This is a genomic window from Mesorhizobium metallidurans STM 2683 (assembly GCF_000350085.1).
Classification (GTDB): Bacteria; Pseudomonadota; Alphaproteobacteria; order Rhizobiales; family Rhizobiaceae; genus Mesorhizobium; species Mesorhizobium metallidurans.
On the sequence record NZ_CAUM01000077.1, the window covers coordinates 1 to 19,632 of the forward strand.

The following is a 19,632-nucleotide window of genomic DNA, read 5'->3' on the forward strand; positions in this document are numbered from 1 at the left end:
GGCAGGATCGATGCGCAGACGAATTGAAGTCAGAGTGGGTGGCATCTTTGGCTGCCAAACGAAGTATCAGCCCATCAACACGTCTTCACAGGTTCTACCCCGCCTACCGCCTACTGCAGGCGTGCAATTCGCATGACCCTGCCGATTAGCCGTCCCAAAGAGGATTACGAACCCTGCGATGAGTTGCGCGATTTCTGCTGTCGCCGTCTCAATAGTCTCGGTGACCTGTCCTACCATTGATAGGAGATGAAATGCGAACGCTATTCGTTGACCACCATGCGGATCTTACGCGAGCCGTGGGAGTTGCTCTCGGGGATAGCGGTTTCGCTGTTGATATCGTTCGCACACTGGAACAGGCATCGAGTGCATTTTCTTGCGCCAGCTATGAAGTTCTCCTGCTGGAGCTGGCTCTGCCGGATGGCAATGGCTTGGATTGGCTGAAGCAGCTAAGGAGTGAGGGACATTCAGTTCCTGCTCTCGTTCTGAGTGACGTCGACGATCTTGAGAAGCGAATTGCGATTTTCAACGGTGGCGCGGACGATTTTCTGCTCAAGCCCGTGTGTACCAATGAGCTCATTGCCAGAATGAGAGCCGTTCTGCGGCGGTCGGTGCAGATGACCGACCCCATCATTGTATTTGGCAATCTCCACTTCGATCCAATCGGCCGACAGGTTTCCGTTGCTGGTCATCCGCTGACGGTCGCACGCCGTGAACTGTGTATTCTAGAGCATCTGCTCAACCGTGCTGGCCGCATCGTGCCGCGTTCACAGTTGGAAGATCACCTATATTCATTCAACGATGAAGTATCTGCCAACGCTCTTGAAGTCGGAATCTATCGCTTACGTGGATACCTAAGCAGGTCAGGCGCAACACCACGGATAAAAACCGTGCGCGGCATTGGTTACATTCTCGAATGTGACTAGCGCGACAGCCGTATAGTTGGCCGAATTTGAAAGAAAAGATCACCTTGAAAATCATTCCAACTGATCATCCTCACACCGATCGGCGGCCCCCGCTCATCGTCGGCCCGAGACCTACTACTGTCTCTCCTTACTTGAGCCGCCTCCTCTACGCGGTCATTCTGTCATATCCAGTTTCTGCGCCGGCCCAAAACATCGAGGATAAAGGCACGCCGCCTGCCGCTTCCAATAGCCTCGATGGCACGCTGAACCTTTCCTCTTCGCTCGGCAAGACAGTTCATTTGCCCGCGCCAGCCACGACCATCTTTGTTGCTGACCCGACGATCGCGGATTATCAGGCAGCCTCGAACACAACCATCTTCGTCTTTGGGAAGAAATCCGGGCGGACCAGCCTGTTCGCCTTGGACGAAAAGGGCGAGGCTCTCGTCGCGTTGCGTATTGTCGTCACGCAACCGATCGAGGAATTGCGCGCCATGTTGAGTGACCAGGTCGGCGACTCTTCAATCCACGTAAGCTATACGCCGCGCGGCGCAATCCTTAGCGGTACAGCTCCCAATGCGGAGGTCGCCGACACCGCGAAAAGGGTCACTGAGCAGTATCTCGGTGACGGTGCGCAAGTCGTCAATAACATCAAGGTCGCCGGGTCCTTACAAGTTAATCTTAGTGTGCGGGTAGCGGAGGTCTCCCGTAGCGCCATGAAGGCACTTTGCGTTAACCTGTCCGCCTTTGGTCAAATCGACAATTTCAGAGTGGGCGTGTTAAGCGGCAGCGGCGCTGGCTCCGGTGCAGCGCTGGGTGGCGGTACAGCAGGAATCGGATTCGACAACGGTGTCGTCAACATCGGTGCGGTTCTCGACGCGCTCGCCAAGGAGCACATAGCTTCCGTTTTGGCTGAGCCGAATCTCACCGCGATGTCCGGTGAAACTGCCAGTTTTCTGGCCGGCGGCGAATTTCCCATTCCTGTCCTGCAGGAAAACAAGCAAGTGTCGGTTGAATTCCGTCACTTCGGCGTCAGCCTGGAATTCGTGCCGACCGTTCTCAACAACAACCGAATCAACATTCACGTAAAGCCGGAAGTCAGTGAACTGTCGTCCCAAGGTGCCGTTCAAATCAATGGTATTTCCGTGCCGGCAGTTTCCACGCGCCGAGCCGACACAGTCGTCGAACTCGCCAGTGGGCAGAGCTTTGCAATTGGCGGTCTGATCAGGCGCAACGTGAACAATAACGTCAGTGCGTTTCCCTGGCTCGGCGAAATGCCGATCCTTGGCGCTCTGTTTCGTTCCTCCTCGTTTCAAAAGGAGGAATCAGAACTGATTATTCTGGTTACGCCTTACATCGTAAAACCAGGCTCCAGCCCCAACCAGATGAGCGCACCCACGGACCGGATGGCGCCGGCTTTAGACGATTCTCCGGCAAATCCGCCGCGAGGCCGCGCTGCTGCCCGCACCGGCGCGCCAGGGGCCAAGCGCGGTCGCGGCTTCATAATCGAATAGGTGATCGAATGACTTTGCGGATCAAAGTTCTCCTGGTCGCCCTGACGGCCAGCGCAAGTGGCTGCACAAGCACGGCGCCGATCTATGTCGAGCCCCCTGCGCCAATCCTGATCCGGCCGGAGACCACCGTCCTGATATTAAAGAGCCTTCGCGCTTCCGAACGGCAGCGTTTGCGTGTTTTCCTTGACAGGACCAGTAGCGGCCGCCGCGATGCTCTTCACCTCCTTATCTGGGGCTCGTCCCGGCTCAGCGCAGAGGTGGTGCATCAGGCCAGGCAGATGGGTATCGACACTGACAACATCCATTTGCTCGACCAACACGATGGCGGCGCAGTCCAAGTAGAAGCAACTGTGTATCATGCCCGCCCACCTGCCTGTCCGTCGTATTCCGGTCCTTTACTCAGTGACAAATCCTTCGAAGAGCCGCTTGGCTGTTCGACACGACGTAACTTAGCTGCAATGGTCAACGATCCGCGCGATTTGATCGACAACAAGGCTGTCAAACCGAGCGATGGCGAGCGTGCGGCCATACCAGTTGCCACATACAGGACGTTCGGGGCGGGCAAAGGTCAATGACATGGGTCGTATGGTCTTAGCTCAGTAGAGTACGGCGCCGGCTCCAGTCTGTAAGATTGCCGTTGCTTTGATCTGGTGGTGAGCGCGGCCGTCACAATACACGATCGTGACCTGAACGAGATAGGGTGCCCCTCACCTCTCCAGGGCGCCCGGTGGCGCTGCGCTCATGACGTTACCTGGAGGCGGGGTGACTGCCATGCTGATTTGTGATCGCTCGAGAGGCATCCCGCTCCAACCACCCTCTTTAGAGCCAAAGAGCGCTGAGCGGCGTTCTTCATTTGCGGGTTAAAGGCGCGCGTACGCGACGGCGGCGTGGCTCAAGTGGCCAAGCGGGCATGATCTTGGCCGGTCGTGTCAAATCGGGATAGGGGGAGCCTCGCGGCTCCTCCCCTCCCACACCACCTACATACGGGTCCGTATTCGGCGGTTCGATGAATTGAGCGACCAAAGCCTCCTGTGAGGTATCGAGCGCCGGGATTTCACGACGTGCGTCGCCGAGCTGGCTTCGGTCCCTGCGTTTGCCGTTCCGTCGGGCTTCGCCGTCAGGTCTGGCGGGCAGGCCGGAGAACCGGTTTCTGCCGCATGGCCGTATCGAGACGCGCGGTACTACTTTCCACTTCCACCGTTCAGGCCTTCGCCGCAGGCAAACCCGGCTGCTACTATGCCCTCTGCTGACTTCTGCGCCGCGATCAGCGCGCCTCACGGCGGGCCTAGTCCGGAATTCCGGACACGGCGCAGATCTCCCGAGGTAAGATCGACCGCCTTCCCCGCACACCCGCCGAATTTACCACCCCGGTCCTTGGTGACCATGGACTTCGCGGTCATTGGCCCGCTCGTCCGGCCGGGTAGGCCTCATATCCGGTTCTTGTCCATCGGGTCGCGGGTTTGCTCCACGCTTCCTTCAGACCCCGCCTCGCGGCGACGCCCTTGCGCTTCGCTAACCCTTCGCCGCCATCAGGCTGGGTAATGGACTTACACCTCCAAGCTGTCGATCATGCTCGGCACACCAAAGCTGGCGCGGCTGTGTCGCCGCGCTCCACCGGCCCATGTTGCGGGCCGGTGGCCCCCACGGCCATCGGAGAAGCAGTTGCGGACGGGCACTGCGCCAACTGGTCAGCATGACCGCTCTTTTCCGGGTTCTTTTCTAGCCGATCTCACCTTCTTCTCTCAGGCTAAGTGTGAAAACGAACTCAAGGCCGAAGGATGAGTGGACTAAGCCCGGGCCTGCTGCGACCTAACCACGACCCTTAAGGCACGCCTGCCAAATCGCCTTGCGGAAAGGCAAAGGTTCCCCACAAGGTGATTGATAGGCCAGTGAAGCGTGGCGAAGGAAGTCGCACATTTGTCGTCAGGCCACGTTCTGGAATATTGGCAAGCCCATCGGGCTGGGGAGGCCGGCCGCTTGCATAGGGTCGGCCGGAAGGCGTGCTTGCAGGTTGGACAAATAGTCTTCTGCATAGCTTTGCGCCATGGAAATCGGCAGATCGATCCCGGCCGTGGCGGCCTCTTCGAGCGCCTTCTTCACCAGCCCGTTGCGTATTGCAAGCTTGACCTCGGGGCCTGCGATAAGGCTGAGCGCCTGCGCTCCGATATTGATGCCAGCGTCTATCAGCGCCTGCTTCATATTGCCTCCGGTAATCGCTGTGCGGACAAGATTTGCCGCTTGCGCCTCGAACGCGAGCGTCATCGACACGGCATCGGCCACTTGGCCCACGACCGGAATGAAGCTCAACAGACCCACCGCCGTCGCAGCCCAATCAGCCACTGTCGAGTACACCTTGAGCACGTCGCCGACTGTGTGGATGAAAGCCCCGCCGTTCTTTTTGGCCGATTTGGTATCAGGCTGGTCCGCCCGGCCCGTCATCATGTCCGAGACGGCGTCCTGTTCCGCAGCAGTTTCGGGCGCATGGGTCTTTGGCTGCTGAACGGTTCGGTTCGCAGACGACATGCTGCTGTAGAACTGGCCAAAATCTTTGTTGCTGATGTTACCGGAATCGACCGTGTGTCCGCCGCCGAAATCGAAGAAGGAATTGTGGGTCTTATAGCCGGTAATCGAATTGTTTAGAAGACTGAAGAGCAGAGGATCCGATAGCAGCTGCGAGGCCGCCTCATTTACTTTCGGATCTAGGCTCTTGTCTTGCGCCATGCTTGCGAGCTTGTCGCGAGTCAGGTCACCGTTCCCAAAGAATTTTTGCTGGTTGCTGTTGATCGTCTTAAGGGTATTCAGCTCGGTTTGCGTGAGGCTCATCGAAGATGAAGCGACTTGGAGAAAATCCTCTTTATGGACTTTGTCTATCGAGCCACCGTACAACTGCTTCCATTCATTCGGGTGACTGACGAAGTACTGAGCCGCCGCAATGACCTGTGGCGGACATTTGCCAGTTTTCGCGTCGCCGTCGACGATCTGCTTGAAATCAGCCAGACTCAGGTTCTTGGGCAGGTTTTCGGAGTACCGGTAAAGCTCGCGCGTCGCATCGTTCAAGGTCATAACCGACGGCTGCGCATTTCCAGTACTGTCGGATGGGATGTAGTTCTGCGCGTAGCTTTGCGCCTGCTGGCCCTGATATGCGGCAACTTGTGAGTGATGGCTAGAGAACTCGGACAAATCCTTGGCCGTGATCTTACCGCCACAGCGGCCATCGCCCTGCGAGCCGATCGCATAAAAAAGCTCTGGATCCTGCTGCAATCCCTCAATCGCCGCTTTCAGATCCGGTGGCGTAGAGGGATCATTGGCTTTATCCGTCAACGATTGCCAACTAAGCGGGCATAGGTCCTTGTGACGGTTCAGCACTGCCACGATCTGCAACTCGGCTTGGGACAGTGAGCCGCCGTTCCACGTGATTCTCTCGCTTTTTATGGGCGCTTCCGCAATGGGAGGGGGGGCGACCGCAGGCTGCGGGCCTTGATCCACTGATTCGTGCGCAATGGGAGGGGGGGCGACCGCAGGCTGCGGGCCTTGATCCATTGATTCGATGGCTGCCCTCATGCTTGGCGGCAGCAGATCCAATGGGTTCTTGCGCAATTCTTCCAACGAGGATTCGACATCGGGCAACAGCGACTCCGATGTGTTCCGGCACAATTCCTTCATCGACGATTCGAGATCTCGTGGCAGCTGGTCCCGGAGTGGGAAGGGACTGGTGCCGTCTTGGTGCAGGTGAAGTGACAGCATCGCATCGAATGACGATGCGTTTTGCTTCGTCTTTTCCAACGCAGATATCAGATTCAGGCTGCTGTACTGTAGGATATTCTGACTATTGAAAACGTTGCTTGTATCATTGATGGACATTGTGACTCCTCAGACATGAAATTGCAATCCCCCACAAGGGCGACGCCAAACGAGCTTTGACAGTCAGAGCTCGGCGGGACCAATACCCCTGCTGTTGTTCAAATTGCCTTGTTCTGCGCCAGCTCTATGTGCAATCCCAGCACAATGACCGGAGATATCGCTGAAGCTGGCGGTTGCCACCATGAGCGGTTTAGCTTTCGGCAAACTGACGAATTCAGAGGAATTCACAATTTGGGGTGGCCGCGGTGTTGTTTTGTCCCGAAGCTGCGACCGCAGATATCATTTTTGGCGTGGCTCTGGCTTCCCGCCAACGCCATCCTGCTGCGGCACGTCGGACGAATAAGCGGCTTCAGGTAATCCGTTGCGGACGACCATGGTGGAGGAGCCCCGAAACAATGTCAGGACCGATTCGCTTGGCGGCGTTTCATGGACGCGCGGCTGCGCCTGTGCCTCCGCGACAAGACCGTTGAAAGTCTGCTCCACGAGCGCGGTGAAGCGCGGTGGACCGGAAACCAAAACGAGGCCATCTCCCGGCGCGGGTCTCACCACGTAGCGGTCATCGGTGATCTCAAGCTTGTCTAGGGCACCCTTAAACGTATCGAAGCGGATCGAAGTCAACACAAGCATGCGGGTTTGTGATTCTTTTGCGGCTGACACGTAGAGAACAAGCCCATCATAATACCATTGGAGACCGTACAAATTGGCCAAACGGTCGAGGAACTCGCGCGGTGGCAAATCCGGCATACTCCCGCGGATCCGCCCCTTCACCTCGGCGCTAATGTTGACTCGGATATTAAGGTTGTTGCCGAATTGCTGCAGCGCGGCAGAGAGATCCTGATCGAGAACCGTATATCTGTACGGCGTCTTGGAGAGGGATAAGGGAACGCCGAGAGTTCCGTTGGTTCCGGCGTAGAGAAAAAAACCGGCACACAGAAGTCTCAAAACGTGTGGGGCGACGGATCGGATGAGCGCTCTCAACATTTCGCACTGATAAACCAGAGTCTGAAATCTGCACAAGTGACTAAGTCGCCCAGCATGACTTTTAGATGACTAACAAACCTCGGTTAGTCAGCTTGTCGTCAGCTCGGCCGCCTAGACGTTGACCCGATAACGAATGATGAAGGGGCCGGGTTCGCTCGGTCAAGAGGAAGCTATCGAGTCTTTGCATGATGATGCCTATCACGTCGATCACTGCCAGTTTAGCGGACTGTCTCCCCAAGACCGGGTCACCCTCGTTCAGCGACCAGGCCCAGTTTGAGCGCGCGTTGGCGCACGCGGCCGACTCGCTGAAAAACGATGCCGCCTTGGCATCACCCACGGTGCCGGTTGCTCCGGCGATGGGTGTTCAACGCGCGGCTACGCAGATGAGTCCCTTGGGCGACCGCGTGGTGCAGACGATTTCTGCGATCTACCCAGACCGTGCTGTTAATTCGGCTGCGCTCGACCAGCAGGTAGGCCTTTTGAAGGGCGCTCTACATGGACCGCAGAAGCTTCCTGCCGAAGGTGATGCGAGAACCGGAATGTCCGGCGTTCCGCAAGGAGGGCATGATTTCGAAACGATGATTGCTGGTCTGCGGGATATGTACAATGGCGTCACCCAGGTTGGTCTTCTTTCCAAAGGTGTCAGCGGCATCACCTCATCCGTGAATAAACTTCTAAAGGAAGGCTGAACCGCGCGTATGATTGGCTTAGCCGAGAAAATCATGCGTAGCACGTCTTGCCGGAGATCACTTCGCCTTGTCGTACTGCCACTTCTCGTGGCCCTCAGCGGTTGCAAGGTCGATCTCTACACGCAACTGCAGGAGCGCGAGGCGAATGAAATGCTCGCCCTTCTGATGGACAACGGGGTTGCTGCGGTCCGGGTCGCCGGCAAGGATGGGACCAGCACGATCCAGGTTGACGAAAAGCTGCTCGCTTACTCAATCAACCTCCTGAATGGCAAGGGATTGCCGCGCCAGTCCTTCAAGAACCTCGGCGAGATTTTCCAAGGATCAGGCCTGATTGCCTCGCCAACCGAGGAACGTGCCCGTTACGTCTATGCGCTCAGCGAAGAGTTGTCCCGTACGATCAGCGATATCGATGGGGTTTTGTCTGTACGTGTCCATGTGGTTCTGCCGCATAATGACCTTTTGCGAGCAGGCGCCACGCCGTCCTCGGCCTCGGTTTTTATCAGACACGACGCCAAAGCTGAACTCTCTGTTTTGCTGCCGAAGATAAAGATGCTCGTGGCCGACAGCATAGAAGGATTGTCCTACGATAAGGTCGAAGTGGTTTTGGTGCCGGTGGAGCGTTCCGCGCCTGAGCAACGGTCCGTGCCGGCGACTGTTTTGGCCCAGCCATCCAGGCTCGCTCCAGCGCCCCTTCTGGCGACCGTGATCGGTATTGCCGCAGCTGTATTCGCAGTGGCGTGCTACGTCTTAGCCGGCGCCCTTAGCCGCCGGCACAGGCAATCATCGGGCGAACTTTCCAAGGTCGAGCGACGGTCGGGTATTTCCGCCCTCGAGGCCATTCGCAAAAAGACCCCGGCGATCGCGCCTAAATGACATGTCGATGCCAGTGCCGGTAAAAATCGCCCAACTCGACGGCTCGTTCCAATTGCATGCCTTGGACCGGAGCGAACTTGCTGCTTCGGTCCATCCGACTCGTCTTGGCGCGCGTCTTGATCCGGCGTTATCGGCTGCTACGTTGGCTCAGTTGCAGAAGTGTCCCAGACTGCGGCGAAGACTAACGGAATTGTTGCTCGACAATGATTCCGAGTCGAATGACGTTGACTGGGGGCCGGACCTTCTGCGCGGTAATGATCCGCATCGGGCTGCCCTCCTTGCAGGTAGTGTATGGCATGCCCGTTCGCTGCTTAAGCTTGTCTCTCAGCCTGACCTCACAGTGCTTATTGAACGTATCGGCGCTGATGCCCATGCGTTTGGAATCCGACATCTGGCGCATGCCATTGCGGACAGATTGATCGCTGATCCGGAAAAACTCGCGCACCAAATCGAACACGATGGACACGCCTGTCTTGGTGCCTGGCTCCATCACAGTCCAGTGATGGAGCGCAACCGCGTGCTTCTACGCTTGCCCGTAGGGACCGCCGCCGACAATCCAGAGCCTAAGCACGGGGACGCCGCAGGCCAGTTGTTTTCGCTTGTAGTAGGCCATTTTGAGGCGGAGAACCCGCTGATATGACAGCGGATATTTCCGTCGCGCCGGCAGCGCCGCAGATGCGCCCATTGGGGCCGCTGATACCGGCGAGCGAGCTCGAGATCTGGGATAATGCCGCAGAAGCGTGTGCCGCCGCAGAACGGCATCAGCAGCGCGTACGCAGTTGGGCACGCGCGGCGTATCAGCGTGAGTTGGCGCGCGGCCATGCCGAGGGCTTGGATGCTGGCGCCGAGGAAATGGCAGCGCTGATTTCGCAGGCGGTCGCCGAAGTCGCACGACGAAAGGCGGTTCTAGAGCAGCAATTACCGCAGCTCGTGATGGAAATACTAAGCGATCTTGTGGGAGCATTCGATCCGGGCGAACTGTTGGTCATGGCTGTTCGTCACGCCATTGAGCGCCAATACAGCGGCGCAGAAGTTTGCCTCCATGTGTGTCCGACGCAAGTGGACATGCTTACGCGAGAGTTTGCCGCATGCGACGGACAGGATGGTCGTCCAAGGGTTCGGATCAAACCGGATCCTACGTTGTCGCCGCAACGGTGCGTGCTGTGGAGCGAGTACGGCAATGTCGATCTGGGCCTTGATGCGCAGATGCGCGCGTTGCGTCTCGGCTTCGGGACGCTCTCTGAAAAAGGCGAACTGTGAGCACGCAGGTAACAGAACATAATCACGACGCTGCGATCTGCCCTGCCGATCCGGCGATCTCGTCTTTGAGAGCTGCGGTAAAGCGGATCGACACGCGCGTCGTGCGCGGCAGGATCACGCGGGCTGTTGGCACACTGGTCCATGCCGTCTTGCCAGACACTCGTATTGGAGAACTTTGCCTCCTACAGGACCCGCGGACCGGACTGTCGCTCGAAGCCGAGGTGATCGGCCTGTTGGATGATGGCGTACTGCTGACGCCGATCGGCGACCTGGTCGGCCTCTCCAGCCGCGCGGAAGTCGTCGCCACTGGACGAATGCGTGAAGTACCCGTCGGCAACGATTTACTTGGCCGCGTGATTGACAGTCGTTGCCGTCCACTGGATGGCAAAGGCCAAATCAAAACCGCCGAGACTCGGCCGCTGCACGGCAGAGCTCCGAATCCAATGACAAGGCGCATGATTGAGCGGCCCTTGCCGCTCGGGGTCCGTGCCCTGGATGGTCTCCTGACGTGCGGCGAGGGCCAGCGAATCGGTATTTACGGCGAGCCAGGTTGTGGCAAGTCGACGTTATTGTCACAGATCGTAAAAGGTGCCGCCGCTGACGTTGTCATAGTCGCGCTGATAGGCGAACGAGGACGTGAAGTTCGTGAATTCATCGAGAGGCATCTCGGGGAGGAGGGCCTTCGCCGTGCGGTCGTTGTTGTTGAAACATCCGACCGCTCGGCTGTTGAGCGGGCACAATGTGCTCCGATGGCGACAGCGCTCGCGGAATATTTTCGCGAACAAGGGCTACGCGTTGCTCTCATGCTGGATTCGCTGACACGCTTCTGCCGCGCCATGCGTGAGATAGGCCTTGCTGCGGGTGAGCCGCCGACGCGACGGGGCTTTCCTCCTTCTGTTTTTGGCATGCTGCCAGGCCTGCTAGAGCGCGCTGGCATGAGTGAGCGTGGCTCAATCACCGCTTTCTATACCGTGCTTGTAGAAGGCGATGGCACAGGTGATCCAATCGCCGAAGAAACGCGCGGCATTCTCGATGGCCATGTCGTCCTCTCGCGCGCTATTGCGGCGCGATCGCATTTCCCTGCTATCGATGTACTGCAGAGTCGCAGCCGCGTAATGGATGCGGTCGTTTCGGGGACACATCGCAACTCAGCATCCTTCTTTCGTGAACTCCTCTCGCGGTATGCCGAGGCCGAGTTCTTGATCAACGTCGGCGAATACAAGGAAGGCGGCGATCCCCTGACGGACCGGGCTGTCGCGTCAATCGACGAACTGAGGGAGTTTTTGCGCCAGAGCGAAGACGAAGCGTCAGGGTTTGAGGAAACGGTAGCATGGATGTCGCGTCTGACCGCGTGAATCACATTCAGTCTTCGAGATTACGGCTCCTGAAGGAAATGCAAGAGCGTCGTGCCCTTAGTGAGCTGTCCAAAAAGGAAGCCCAGCGCCATATGGCCACCTTAGCAGCACAGAATGCCTCCCGGGAGCTTGCAATGGCACAACAACATTGCTCAACAGCCGAAGCAGCGCTCTATCAGGAGCTGATGACGCTCGATGACTTGTCTAGCGCCACCCTCGACCGGCACCACCTCCATATTGAGTGCCTTGCGGCTGAGATCACTCGCAGGCGGCAGATGCTTGTTAATGCGCGCGCCGCCGAAGAAAAGGCCGAGTTAGCGGCGTCCGTGACGAGGGACCTATGGGTCGTATGTTCGGCGGCAACGCACAAATGGCGCCAAATAGAGGACGACGTCCGGCGCGCCGTTGAGATCCATTCGGAGGCCGCAGGCGAGATCGAGGCCGACGATGAGATATTGGTTCGATTTGGGAGGGGTCCGCTTTCCCAGGTCGCGAAAACGGATTCGATAACCCGCAGGTCCTCCGAATGATAGAACGGTGCAGTTTTTGGCAGCCGCTTTGGTGAAACCCCCTCTATTGGAGCCAGCGCTGACACTGTCCCACGAGGTCGCCTCGTGGCTCAATGACACTGCGGCTTCCCGCAGGCCGTTTCAGACCCGGATCAACGACGTGCCGCTGTCGGTCCGTATGGCAGGGCTTGTCTGGCAAGAGAATTTTGCCGCCATTCCAATGCTCGACTGCATTTGTAGGGTCGGAGCTGATGCGGTCGTGCTGTCGATATCGCGGTCGCTTGTAGAGGGGCTCATCGCAACAGTGCAGAATGGGCTGACTTTCCCTTCCGAGCCAACGGCTTCACTCATTGTTGAACTTGCACTTGAGCCACTTATTGCTCGACTGGAGTATAGGACACAGCTGAACGTGCAACTCGTGCGCGTGTTTGAAGCCGCGACACTGGCTCCTTATCTCGAACTGGATATCGACTTCGGCCCGGTCAGTGGCAAGGGTCGTCTGTTCCTGTTCTCGCCTCTTGATGGCTTGGTGCCGTCTGCGTTTCGCGCTCTGGGCGAACTGTTTGGCCAGTTACAGCGACAGCCGCGCGGATTACTTTCAGACCTCCCGATCGTGGTTGCAGGAGAGATCGGCACACTGCGCGTTCCTGCGGCGATTCTTCGAAAAGCATGTGCCGGTGATGCTCTGTTGCCGGACATGGCGCCGTTCGGCCGCGGCGAGATCGCCCTATCTTTTGGCCAGTTGTGGGCCGGTGCTGATCTTGAGGGCGACCAGCTAGTCCTGCACGGGCCTTTCCGCCCGCGTTCCTATCCTTTGGAGAATGCGCATATGACACAACTTGGATCGCAACTAGGGCCGACGGAGGATCTCGATGATGTCGAGATCATGCTTGTCTTTGAATGCGGTCGCTGGCCTATTCCTCTAGGGGAATTAAGAAGTGCCGGCGAAGGGCATATTTTCGAACTTGGACGGCCGATTGAGGGTCCGGTCGATATACTTGCCAATGGTCAGTGTATCGGGCGTGGCGACATCGTGCGCATTGGAGATACGCTGGGCATCAGGCTCCGTGGCGGGTTGGGATGCAATGACTGAGCTCCAGCCGCCAATCCTGGCGCTTCTCGCAGTTACCGCCGGACTGGGTCTGCTGGTTTTAGTAGTCGTCACGACCACGGCCTTTGTAAAGGTATCGGTTGTTCTTTTCCTCGTCCGCAATGCGCTCGGGACTCAGACGATACCACCTAACATAGTGCTGTACGCCGTGGCATTGATCCTCACCATGTTCGTTAGCGCGCCCGTTGTTGAACAGACCTATGATCGGATGACCGATCCGAAGCTACATTATCAGACGTTCGACGACTGGGTAAGCGCCGCCAAATCCGGGACCGAACCCCTGCGTGATCATCTTAAGAAGTTCACAAATGAAGAGCAGCGACAGTTTTTCCTCTCGTCGACCGAAAAAGTCTGGCCAGAGGAAATGCGTGCCAAAGCCACAGCTGATGATTTGTCCATTCTGGTCCCATCTTTTCTAATTTCAGAGCTAAAGCGCGCGTTTGAGATCGGATTTCTTCTTTATCTTCCTTTTATCGCTATCGATCTTATTGTGACGACAATTTTGATGGCGATGGGTATGTCTATGGTATCCCCAACGCTTATATCTGTTCCTTTCAAACTCTTCGTGTTCGTCGCTATTGATGGCTGGTCGAAATTGATGCACGGACTTGTGTTGAGTTACACGATACCGGGAGGTTGATCATCGCTGAATCCAGTATTGTCACTCTTATGACCCAATCGTTGGTGGTGTTCATGATCTGGATTCTGCCCCCGCTCATTGCATCGGTGATCGTTGGCTTGGTCATTGGCATCATCCAGGCGGCAACGCAGATCCAGGATGAAAGTTTGCCACTCACCGTGAAGCTTCTGGTTGTTGTCGCGGTTATTGGCTTGTTTGCGCCTGTGCTGAGCGCACCGCTGATAGAGCTAGCCAACCAGATCTTTACCGAGTTTCCCGCCATGACACTTAGCTACTAGTCTCCGCCATGTATGCGTCACCGGCCGAGATTCAAATCCTGATCCATACGGCTATCGAACTCGTCGTAGCAGCCGGTCTTGGCGCAGCGCGCGCGATAGGCATTATGATGATCCTACCTGTATTTACACGTTCTCAGACCGATGGGCTGATCCGCGGCTGCCTGGCTGTTGCCTTCGGATTACCATGCCTGGCACACGTCAGCGACGGGTTGCAGGCGCTGGATCCTGAAACACGTCTGATCCAGGTAACTTTGCTCGGATTGAAGGAAGTTTTTGTCGGCGCACTTCTTGGCACCTTCCTTGGCATTCCCTTATGGGGACTTCAGGCGGCCGGTGAGTTTATCGACAACCAACGCGGCGTCACCAACCCGTCCGCCCCGACCGACGCCGCGACGAACAGTCAGGCTTCCGCCATGGGAGTCTTTCTCGGGATCACTGCGATTGCCATCTTCGTCGCATCAGGGGGGCTGGAAACTGTGGTCAGCGCCCTTTATGGCAGCTATTTGATCTGGCCCGTGTATAGGTTCCACCCTACATTGAGCACGCAAGGAGCAATGGAGGTATTAGGGCTCCTCGACCACATTATGCGCACGGCTTTATTGGTGTCAGGGCCCGTCGTGTTCTTTATGACGCTGATTGATGTATCCATGATGCTACTGCGTCGCTTTGCGCCGCAATTCAAATTGACCCAACTGTCCCCGACGATCAAGAATCTTGTCTTTCCGATTATCATGGTCACCTACGCTGGCTATCTGGTCGAGGGTATGAAACTGGAGATCACACAAGCGAATGGCGCGCTCGAGTGGTTCGATAGATTGCTAGAATGAGCGACTCGAGTGAAGAGAAGACACACGCCGCCACCCCCAAGAAGCTAGACGATGCACGCAAAAAAGGGCAGCTGCCACGTAGCTCCGATTTCGTTCGCGCGGTCGGCACTTGCGCTGGTCTCGGGTACCTATGGCTAAGAGGCAGCGTGATCGAAGACAAATGCCGCGAAGCGCTACTATCTGTCGACAAGCTGCAGAACCTGCCATTCGACTTCGCGGTCCGGCAGGCGCTGGCTGTGCTTGGCGAACTCACCTTGGCAACTGTTGGCCCGCTGCTTGGAACGCTTGTCGCGGCGGTGCTTTTGGCAAGCTTATTAGCCAATGGTGGATTTGTTTTCTCTCTTGAGCCAATGACGCCCAACTTCGAGAAAATTGATCCTTTTCAAGGGCTGAAGCGCTTGGCGTCTGCGCGTTCGATGGTCGAACTCGGCAAGACGCTGTTTAAGGTATTCGTTCTCGGCGCAACCTTTTCCTTTTGCCTTCTCGGCATGTGGAAGACGATGGTCTATTTGCCGGTCTGCGGCATGGGCTGTGTGGGCCTTGTCGTTACAGGGGCAAAACTGCTGATCGGAATTGGCGTCGGCGCACTTCTGGTCGCCGGCCTGATCGATCTCCTGTTGCAGCGTGCGTTGTTTCTGCGCGAAATGCGGATGACCAAGACTGAAGTCACGCGCGAGCTGAAGGATCAGCAAGGGGCGCCAGAGTTGAAGAGTGAACGACGTCGCATTCGCGACGAGTCAGCTGACGAACCTCCCCTTGGTGTGCATCACGCCACGCTGATCTTCAAAGGAACGGCGATACTGATCGGTCTGCGTTACGTACGCGGTGAAACCGGGGTGCCCGTCCTGGTTTGCCGCGCCGAAGGCGAGCGGGCTTCACACCTGCTTAGCGAGGCGCGGGCGCTACGTCTTGAAATTGTCGACGACGATGTCCTAGCGCATCAGCTCATCAGCAAAACGCAACTGGGCAGCCCCGTTCCCATGCAATATTTCGAGCCCGTGGCGAGAGCACTCTTCGCCGCAGGATTGGCCTAGAGCCGTTCAGTTTTGACTGCATCGATGCGGATTCCCATGCGGTGACTTTTGTGATTCAAGATGCTGGCTGGAGTGAAGGCCAGCATCCGATGACGCGACCTCTTCGAATGATTCGTGAGCGTGTGTAAGGGCGATCGAGGCCGGCGACAGCTGCCGGTCGGTGGCGGCCCGGTTCGGCATTGCCGTTTCATCGGCGGTGAAGTGGGCGCAGCGCTACCATTCGAGCAGATCTGTGGCACCCGGCAAGATGGGTGGCCGTCGCAAGCGTGTTCTGGAACCGCATCGGGCGTTCATGGTGGAGCGGCTCAACCAGACGCCGCATCTGTCGCTGCATGGGCTGTGGCGGAACTGGCGGCGCGCGGGGTGAAGGTGTCGCATGACACGGTGTGGTTCCTGAGGCGCGAGGGCCTGCGGTTCAAAAAAACCCTATTCGCCCTTGAGCAGGCCCGCTCCGACATTGCCCGCCGGCGGCAGCGCTGGCGTACTCGATCCGGAGCGGCTGGTCTTCATCGACGAGACCTGGATCAAGACCAACATGGCCCCCCTGCGCGGCTGGGGTCCCAAGGGCAAGCGCCTGCGCGGCTTCGCTCGCACGACCACTGGCGCACGCTGGGACCTTCCTCGGCGCGCTGCGCTGCGACCGGCTGGCGGCCCCTTTCGTCTTCGACGGACCGATCAACGGCGAGTGCTTCCGCGCCTATGTCGAGCAGCAGCTCGTACCCGTGCTGGAGCCCGGCGACATCGTCGTCATGGACAATCTCGGCTCCCACAAGTCGGCCTCGAGCCCGAGCTGGCCGTCACGCTCCGACAGTCCAGGGTCGGTTGCGGACCGATTGCACCGCGCGGATGAACTTGCTCTTGCCGACCTTTTCTCACCTACGATGAGGATGCTCTCGCCCATCTCGACATCGATCTCTGAGAAATGCGCACACTCCTAATGGTTGATCGCTGCGATGGCTCGCTCGGCGTTGTCGGTGCACCGCGCCATCAACTCCTCAAAAAACATTCGACGCCGTCGAAGAGCAGGCCATCGTCGACCATGCGCGCACAGTCGCCACCAAGCGCTTTCAGCGCTTCGCCGGCCGGCACGAGGCGTAAGCTTCAATTGACTGCAGCCACATAATCGGTCGGTTCACAATCGGCGGCCTTCTCAGCGAAGAACACTGCCTTGTGCGCGCGACGGCATCCGCCAGGTTCCGATTGGCGAACGCGGTTTCCGTAAGACCTGGTTCCAATCGCACCAAGCCATGCGAGTGACGGGCGACGCGCTCGCCACGTAGGCGCTCTGCAAGGAGAAGACGTGCATCGACGTAGCTTCTCCCAGAACGTTTGCTCAGCGTGCATCACCGAGGTCGGGCCGTTGGAAAGACGACCTCCTCGACCGGGCCGGAGGCGTCGCAGACGACATCGCGCATGCTCGCAGGCTCGCCGGTCGAGCGCGGGCCTAATTCGCGCATGACGCTGGGCGCGACATAGCCCGAACCGTGGTCGTCGCCTCATAGTCGATGAACAGCATCTCGCCTTCGATGCGAACCGCCGCCGCTAGTTCCTCTCTTGCCAGAGCCTCGGCAATGGTCGGCTGCGCCGTTCCGGCCACCCAGTCAGGACGGCGCTTTCGTACCTCGCTCGACCAATGCGAGATCGGCGCTTCTTGGCGGAGCCACATCAGGGACCGAAAAACCACGGTCGTCGACGGTGACAACAATTGATGCACTTGCGCTAGATCGGAGCCTGATTTCAACAAACGCTAACGGCAGTTCGGATTTTCGTCCGCATCGGGAGAACGCCTCGTCAGCTAGTCGTCAAACAAACCGACTACCTAGGGCTGTGGCCAACCAGCCTCAACTTAATGCTAAACACAGGAGTGCGATATTATGTATGGTCGAATTGGTGGCTCGTCGGATAGGCACTACACGCGTGGTGCCAACGGGCAAATGGATGCACAAACCCAACAGTGCGCAGACATGTTTGCCCGCATGGACTTAGCTGGATCGGATTCCAGTGGCGGCTCATCGGCGGCGGCTACGCAAGCGTATTCCCTTCATTCCAGACCTCCGGTGGTAGAGATCGACAAGTTTTCTTTCACAGATGAGCTGATCAAGTTTCATGGCAAGAACATCAAACACATTGCCAACAATCCGCAAGAGTATTCGGAATTCGTGTCCGCGCGGGCAAGACGCACTGCGGAGGTTGCTAAGGAATACCGCGTGCGTTGCGATACGAAGGAGACGCGATATTTCAACTACCAATTGGGAAACCAGAGTGCTGGACTGATGAGAACGCAAGGCGGGTTCAGCATGACTGAGTTCGACTCCGAAAACTGGCGGAAACAATTTCCTGGCCGAACTGAGATCACGTCCGTAGTGGATCTTCAGGTCGCTCATCCACTCGTTGAGAATGCAGGCGATATTCTGCTGGAGCATCAACTTCGGATCGACGGCGAACGGCCTTTGCTGAATTGGCGTGCGGCTAATCCAGAAGCACAAGCCCGCGCAGCGAGTATGGGGTTTGTTGAGGTGGAGGATGGCGGCATGGTCCTTGACCCTACCCAGCATCCCGAAAAGTGGACGAAGAACAGTGCCGGTGAATGGCAGCGTGCAGACAAACCGCCGCGCTATCTTTGCAAAACTGAGGATAGCGAGAGCAGTCATGTCGAGAGCTCACCAAGTTCATCCAGATACTCATACGAGGATGACTTCATGTGATCAGCCGGCGCCGCGGGCCTTGCAACCGTCGCCGCGCGCTCGGTCTCTTAGGATATTGAATCCGAGTACTCTTGCGGATTGTCGGCGGTCGGTTCGATTCGTCGCCGTAAAAAACCCTCCGGTGCGGATGCCTGGTTCCAGCACCCTGCCGCCGCGCCAGGGGAGCTGCAGCAATCCAGCCAGCTCGCCCGGAGGATGAACTGCGGCATGAATTCGCATAGCGGCTGCAGCAGGCGAGCGAATCGTATTCGGGACGGGACACCGCCTCTTCGCGTTCAGAACCGGGCTGGTGTCAGCCCTCCCGAATCCGTCTTCCCCGGACAACATACCATTGGCGAGTTTGTCGCCCGTGAAGAACTCGGAATACTTTGATTCCGTTTAACAATTTCCCCTGATTTCAGGTTTCAGATTGCCGAATTTCGTGGCTAGAGGCTGCGATTTCCGGCAAAATGATTGGTGCCTGCGTTGCGTGATTCGAGGCGATGACAAGCAACGCAAGGAGCGAAGGATGCGTCCAAAGGAACGGCGCGATAGCGGCCAGGCGGACCTGTTGCGATCCCGGCTCGACCACATCCTCAACATGGATCACGCGCTGGTGAAGCTGGCCAAGACGATCGACTGGCACTTCCTGGAAGAGCGGCTCGGCGAGGTCTACGACGACGACCCCGGCCGGCCGCCTTTGCCGACACGGTTGATGGCGGGATTGGCCATTCTCAAATCGATGCACAACCTGTCCGATGAAGGGCTGTGCGAGCGCTGGCTGGAAAACCCCTATTACCAGCTGTTCTGCGGCGAGGAGTTCTTCCAGCACCGCTTGCCTTTCGACCGCACGTCGCTGACGCGCTGGCGGCTGCGTATGGGCGAAGAGCGGCTCATGGCGCTGCTCCAGGAGAGTCTTGCCGCGGCGGCCAGGCTGGGGGCGGCCAAGCCAGCGGACTTCCGCGCGGTGATCGTCGATACCACCGTGCAGGAGAAGGCGATCACCTTCCCGACCGATGCCAAGCTGATGCATCGTGCCCGCGAACGGCTGGTCAAGCTGGCCAGGAAGCATGGCATCCGCCTGCGCCAGTCCTATGCGAGGGTCGGCAAGTTCGCG

At 57.8% G+C, this 19,632-nt stretch carries 18 protein-coding genes and 2 pseudogenes; 17 read left to right on the forward strand and 3 right to left on the reverse strand.

Annotation, left to right across the window (positions count from 1 at the left end):
* Window positions 1-251: 251 nt before the first annotated feature.
* Genes MESS2_RS31000 through MESS2_RS13085 form a run of 3 tightly spaced genes read left to right on the forward strand, consistent with a single transcriptional unit; the run spans window position 252 to window position 2,988 of the window.
* The gene (locus tag MESS2_RS31000) at window positions 252-923 is read left to right on the forward strand and encodes a winged helix-turn-helix domain-containing protein (RefSeq protein ID WP_008874770.1); all 672 of its coding nucleotides are present in this window, start codon (window positions 252-254) and stop codon (window positions 921-923) included.
* 44 nt (window positions 924-967) lie between these two features.
* Window positions 968-2,413 carry a type II and III secretion system protein family protein gene (locus MESS2_RS13080; RefSeq protein WP_040592925.1) on the forward strand — a complete coding sequence of 482 codons (1,446 nt, stop codon included), beginning with the start codon at window positions 968-970 and terminating at the stop codon, window positions 2,411-2,413.
* 8 nt (window positions 2,414-2,421) lie between these two features.
* Complete coding sequence (locus tag MESS2_RS13085; RefSeq protein WP_008874772.1) at window positions 2,422-2,988, forward strand: CpaD family pilus assembly lipoprotein; 567 nt, start codon at window positions 2,422-2,424, stop codon at window positions 2,986-2,988.
* 1,348 nt (window positions 2,989-4,336) lie between these two features.
* Here the strand turns inward: MESS2_RS13085 and MESS2_RS13090 are convergent.
* Window positions 4,337-6,274, reverse strand: a complete 1,938-nt coding sequence (locus tag MESS2_RS13090; RefSeq protein ID WP_008874774.1) for an HrpF/NolX family T3SS translocon protein — start codon at window positions 6,272-6,274, stop codon at window positions 4,337-4,339.
* A 279-nt stretch (window positions 6,275-6,553) separates the two neighbouring features.
* Window positions 6,554-7,255: a Nodulation protein nolW gene (locus MESS2_RS13095; protein ID WP_008874775.1), complete on the reverse strand. Its 702-nt coding sequence runs from the start codon at window positions 7,253-7,255 to the stop codon at window positions 6,554-6,556.
* 185 nt (window positions 7,256-7,440) lie between these two features.
* On the opposite strand from MESS2_RS13095, the gene MESS2_RS13100 reads away from it, so the two are divergent.
* The 12 genes and pseudogenes from MESS2_RS13100 to MESS2_RS31010 form a co-directional block, all read left to right on the forward strand.
* A complete protein-coding gene (locus tag MESS2_RS13100; protein ID WP_008874777.1) occupies window positions 7,441-7,944 on the forward strand; it encodes a nodulation protein NolB in 504 nt (167 codons plus the stop codon).
* A 9-nt stretch (window positions 7,945-7,953) separates the two neighbouring features.
* Window positions 7,954-8,817 (forward strand): type III secretion system inner membrane ring lipoprotein SctJ, encoded by an 864-nt coding sequence (gene sctJ, locus MESS2_RS13105; protein ID WP_008874778.1) that lies wholly within the window; start codon window positions 7,954-7,956, stop codon window positions 8,815-8,817.
* Window position 8,818: 1 nt separating this feature from the next.
* Complete coding sequence (locus MESS2_RS31005; protein WP_008874779.1) at window positions 8,819-9,457, forward strand: hypothetical protein; 639 nt, start codon at window positions 8,819-8,821, stop codon at window positions 9,455-9,457.
* Window positions 9,454-10,077 carry a type III secretion system stator protein SctL gene (gene sctL / locus MESS2_RS13115; RefSeq protein WP_008874780.1) on the forward strand — a complete coding sequence of 208 codons (624 nt, stop codon included), beginning with the start codon at window positions 9,454-9,456 and terminating at the stop codon, window positions 10,075-10,077. The genes MESS2_RS31005 and sctL overlap by 4 nt, the downstream gene beginning before the upstream one ends.
* Entirely contained in the window at window positions 10,074-11,432 is a 1,359-nt protein-coding gene (gene sctN / locus MESS2_RS13120; protein ID WP_008874781.1) for a type III secretion system ATPase SctN, read from the forward strand. The genes sctL and sctN overlap by 4 nt, the downstream gene beginning before the upstream one ends.
* Window positions 11,408-11,962 carry a hypothetical protein gene (locus MESS2_RS13125; protein ID WP_040592921.1) on the forward strand — a complete coding sequence of 185 codons (555 nt, stop codon included), beginning with the start codon at window positions 11,408-11,410 and terminating at the stop codon, window positions 11,960-11,962. Before sctN ends, MESS2_RS13125 begins: the two co-directional genes overlap by 25 nt.
* 7 nt (window positions 11,963-11,969) lie before the next feature.
* The gene (sctQ, locus tag MESS2_RS13130) at window positions 11,970-13,034 is read left to right on the forward strand and encodes a type III secretion system cytoplasmic ring protein SctQ (protein WP_008874784.1); all 1,065 of its coding nucleotides are present in this window, start codon (window positions 11,970-11,972) and stop codon (window positions 13,032-13,034) included.
* Window positions 13,027-13,692, forward strand: a complete 666-nt coding sequence (gene sctR / locus MESS2_RS13135) for a type III secretion system export apparatus subunit SctR (RefSeq protein WP_008874785.1) — start codon at window positions 13,027-13,029, stop codon at window positions 13,690-13,692. Before sctQ ends, sctR begins: the two co-directional genes overlap by 8 nt.
* A gap of 29 nt (window positions 13,693-13,721) precedes the next feature.
* Window positions 13,722-13,970 carry an EscS/YscS/HrcS family type III secretion system export apparatus protein gene (locus MESS2_RS13140; protein WP_077376427.1) on the forward strand — a complete coding sequence of 83 codons (249 nt, stop codon included), beginning with the start codon at window positions 13,722-13,724 and terminating at the stop codon, window positions 13,968-13,970.
* A gap of 8 nt (window positions 13,971-13,978) precedes the next feature.
* Window positions 13,979-14,797 (forward strand): type III secretion system export apparatus subunit SctT, encoded by an 819-nt coding sequence (gene sctT, locus MESS2_RS13145; protein WP_008874787.1) that lies wholly within the window; start codon window positions 13,979-13,981, stop codon window positions 14,795-14,797.
* Window positions 14,794-15,831: an EscU/YscU/HrcU family type III secretion system export apparatus switch protein gene (locus MESS2_RS13150; protein WP_008874788.1), complete on the forward strand. Its 1,038-nt coding sequence runs from the start codon at window positions 14,794-14,796 to the stop codon at window positions 15,829-15,831. The genes sctT and MESS2_RS13150 overlap by 4 nt, the downstream gene beginning before the upstream one ends.
* Before the next feature lie 89 nt (window positions 15,832-15,920).
* Window positions 15,921-16,607: pseudogene (locus MESS2_RS31010) on the forward strand (IS630 family transposase); the annotation flags it as partial.
* Window positions 16,608-16,765: 158 nt separating this feature from the next.
* Here MESS2_RS31010 and MESS2_RS33360 read toward each other — a convergent pair.
* Window positions 16,766-17,464, reverse strand: a pseudogene (locus tag MESS2_RS33360) (nucleotidyl transferase AbiEii/AbiGii toxin family protein); the annotation flags it as partial.
* Between the two features lie 241 nt (window positions 17,465-17,705).
* On the opposite strand from MESS2_RS33360, the gene MESS2_RS13165 reads away from it, so the two are divergent.
* The gene (locus tag MESS2_RS13165; RefSeq protein ID WP_040592923.1) at window positions 17,706-18,536 is read left to right on the forward strand and encodes a hypothetical protein; all 831 of its coding nucleotides are present in this window, start codon (window positions 17,706-17,708) and stop codon (window positions 18,534-18,536) included.
* Window positions 18,537-19,044: 508 nt separating this feature from the next.
* A partial coding sequence (locus MESS2_RS13170) for an IS5/IS1182 family transposase (protein WP_040592930.1) occupies window positions 19,045-19,632 on the forward strand: 588 nt, incomplete at its 3' end.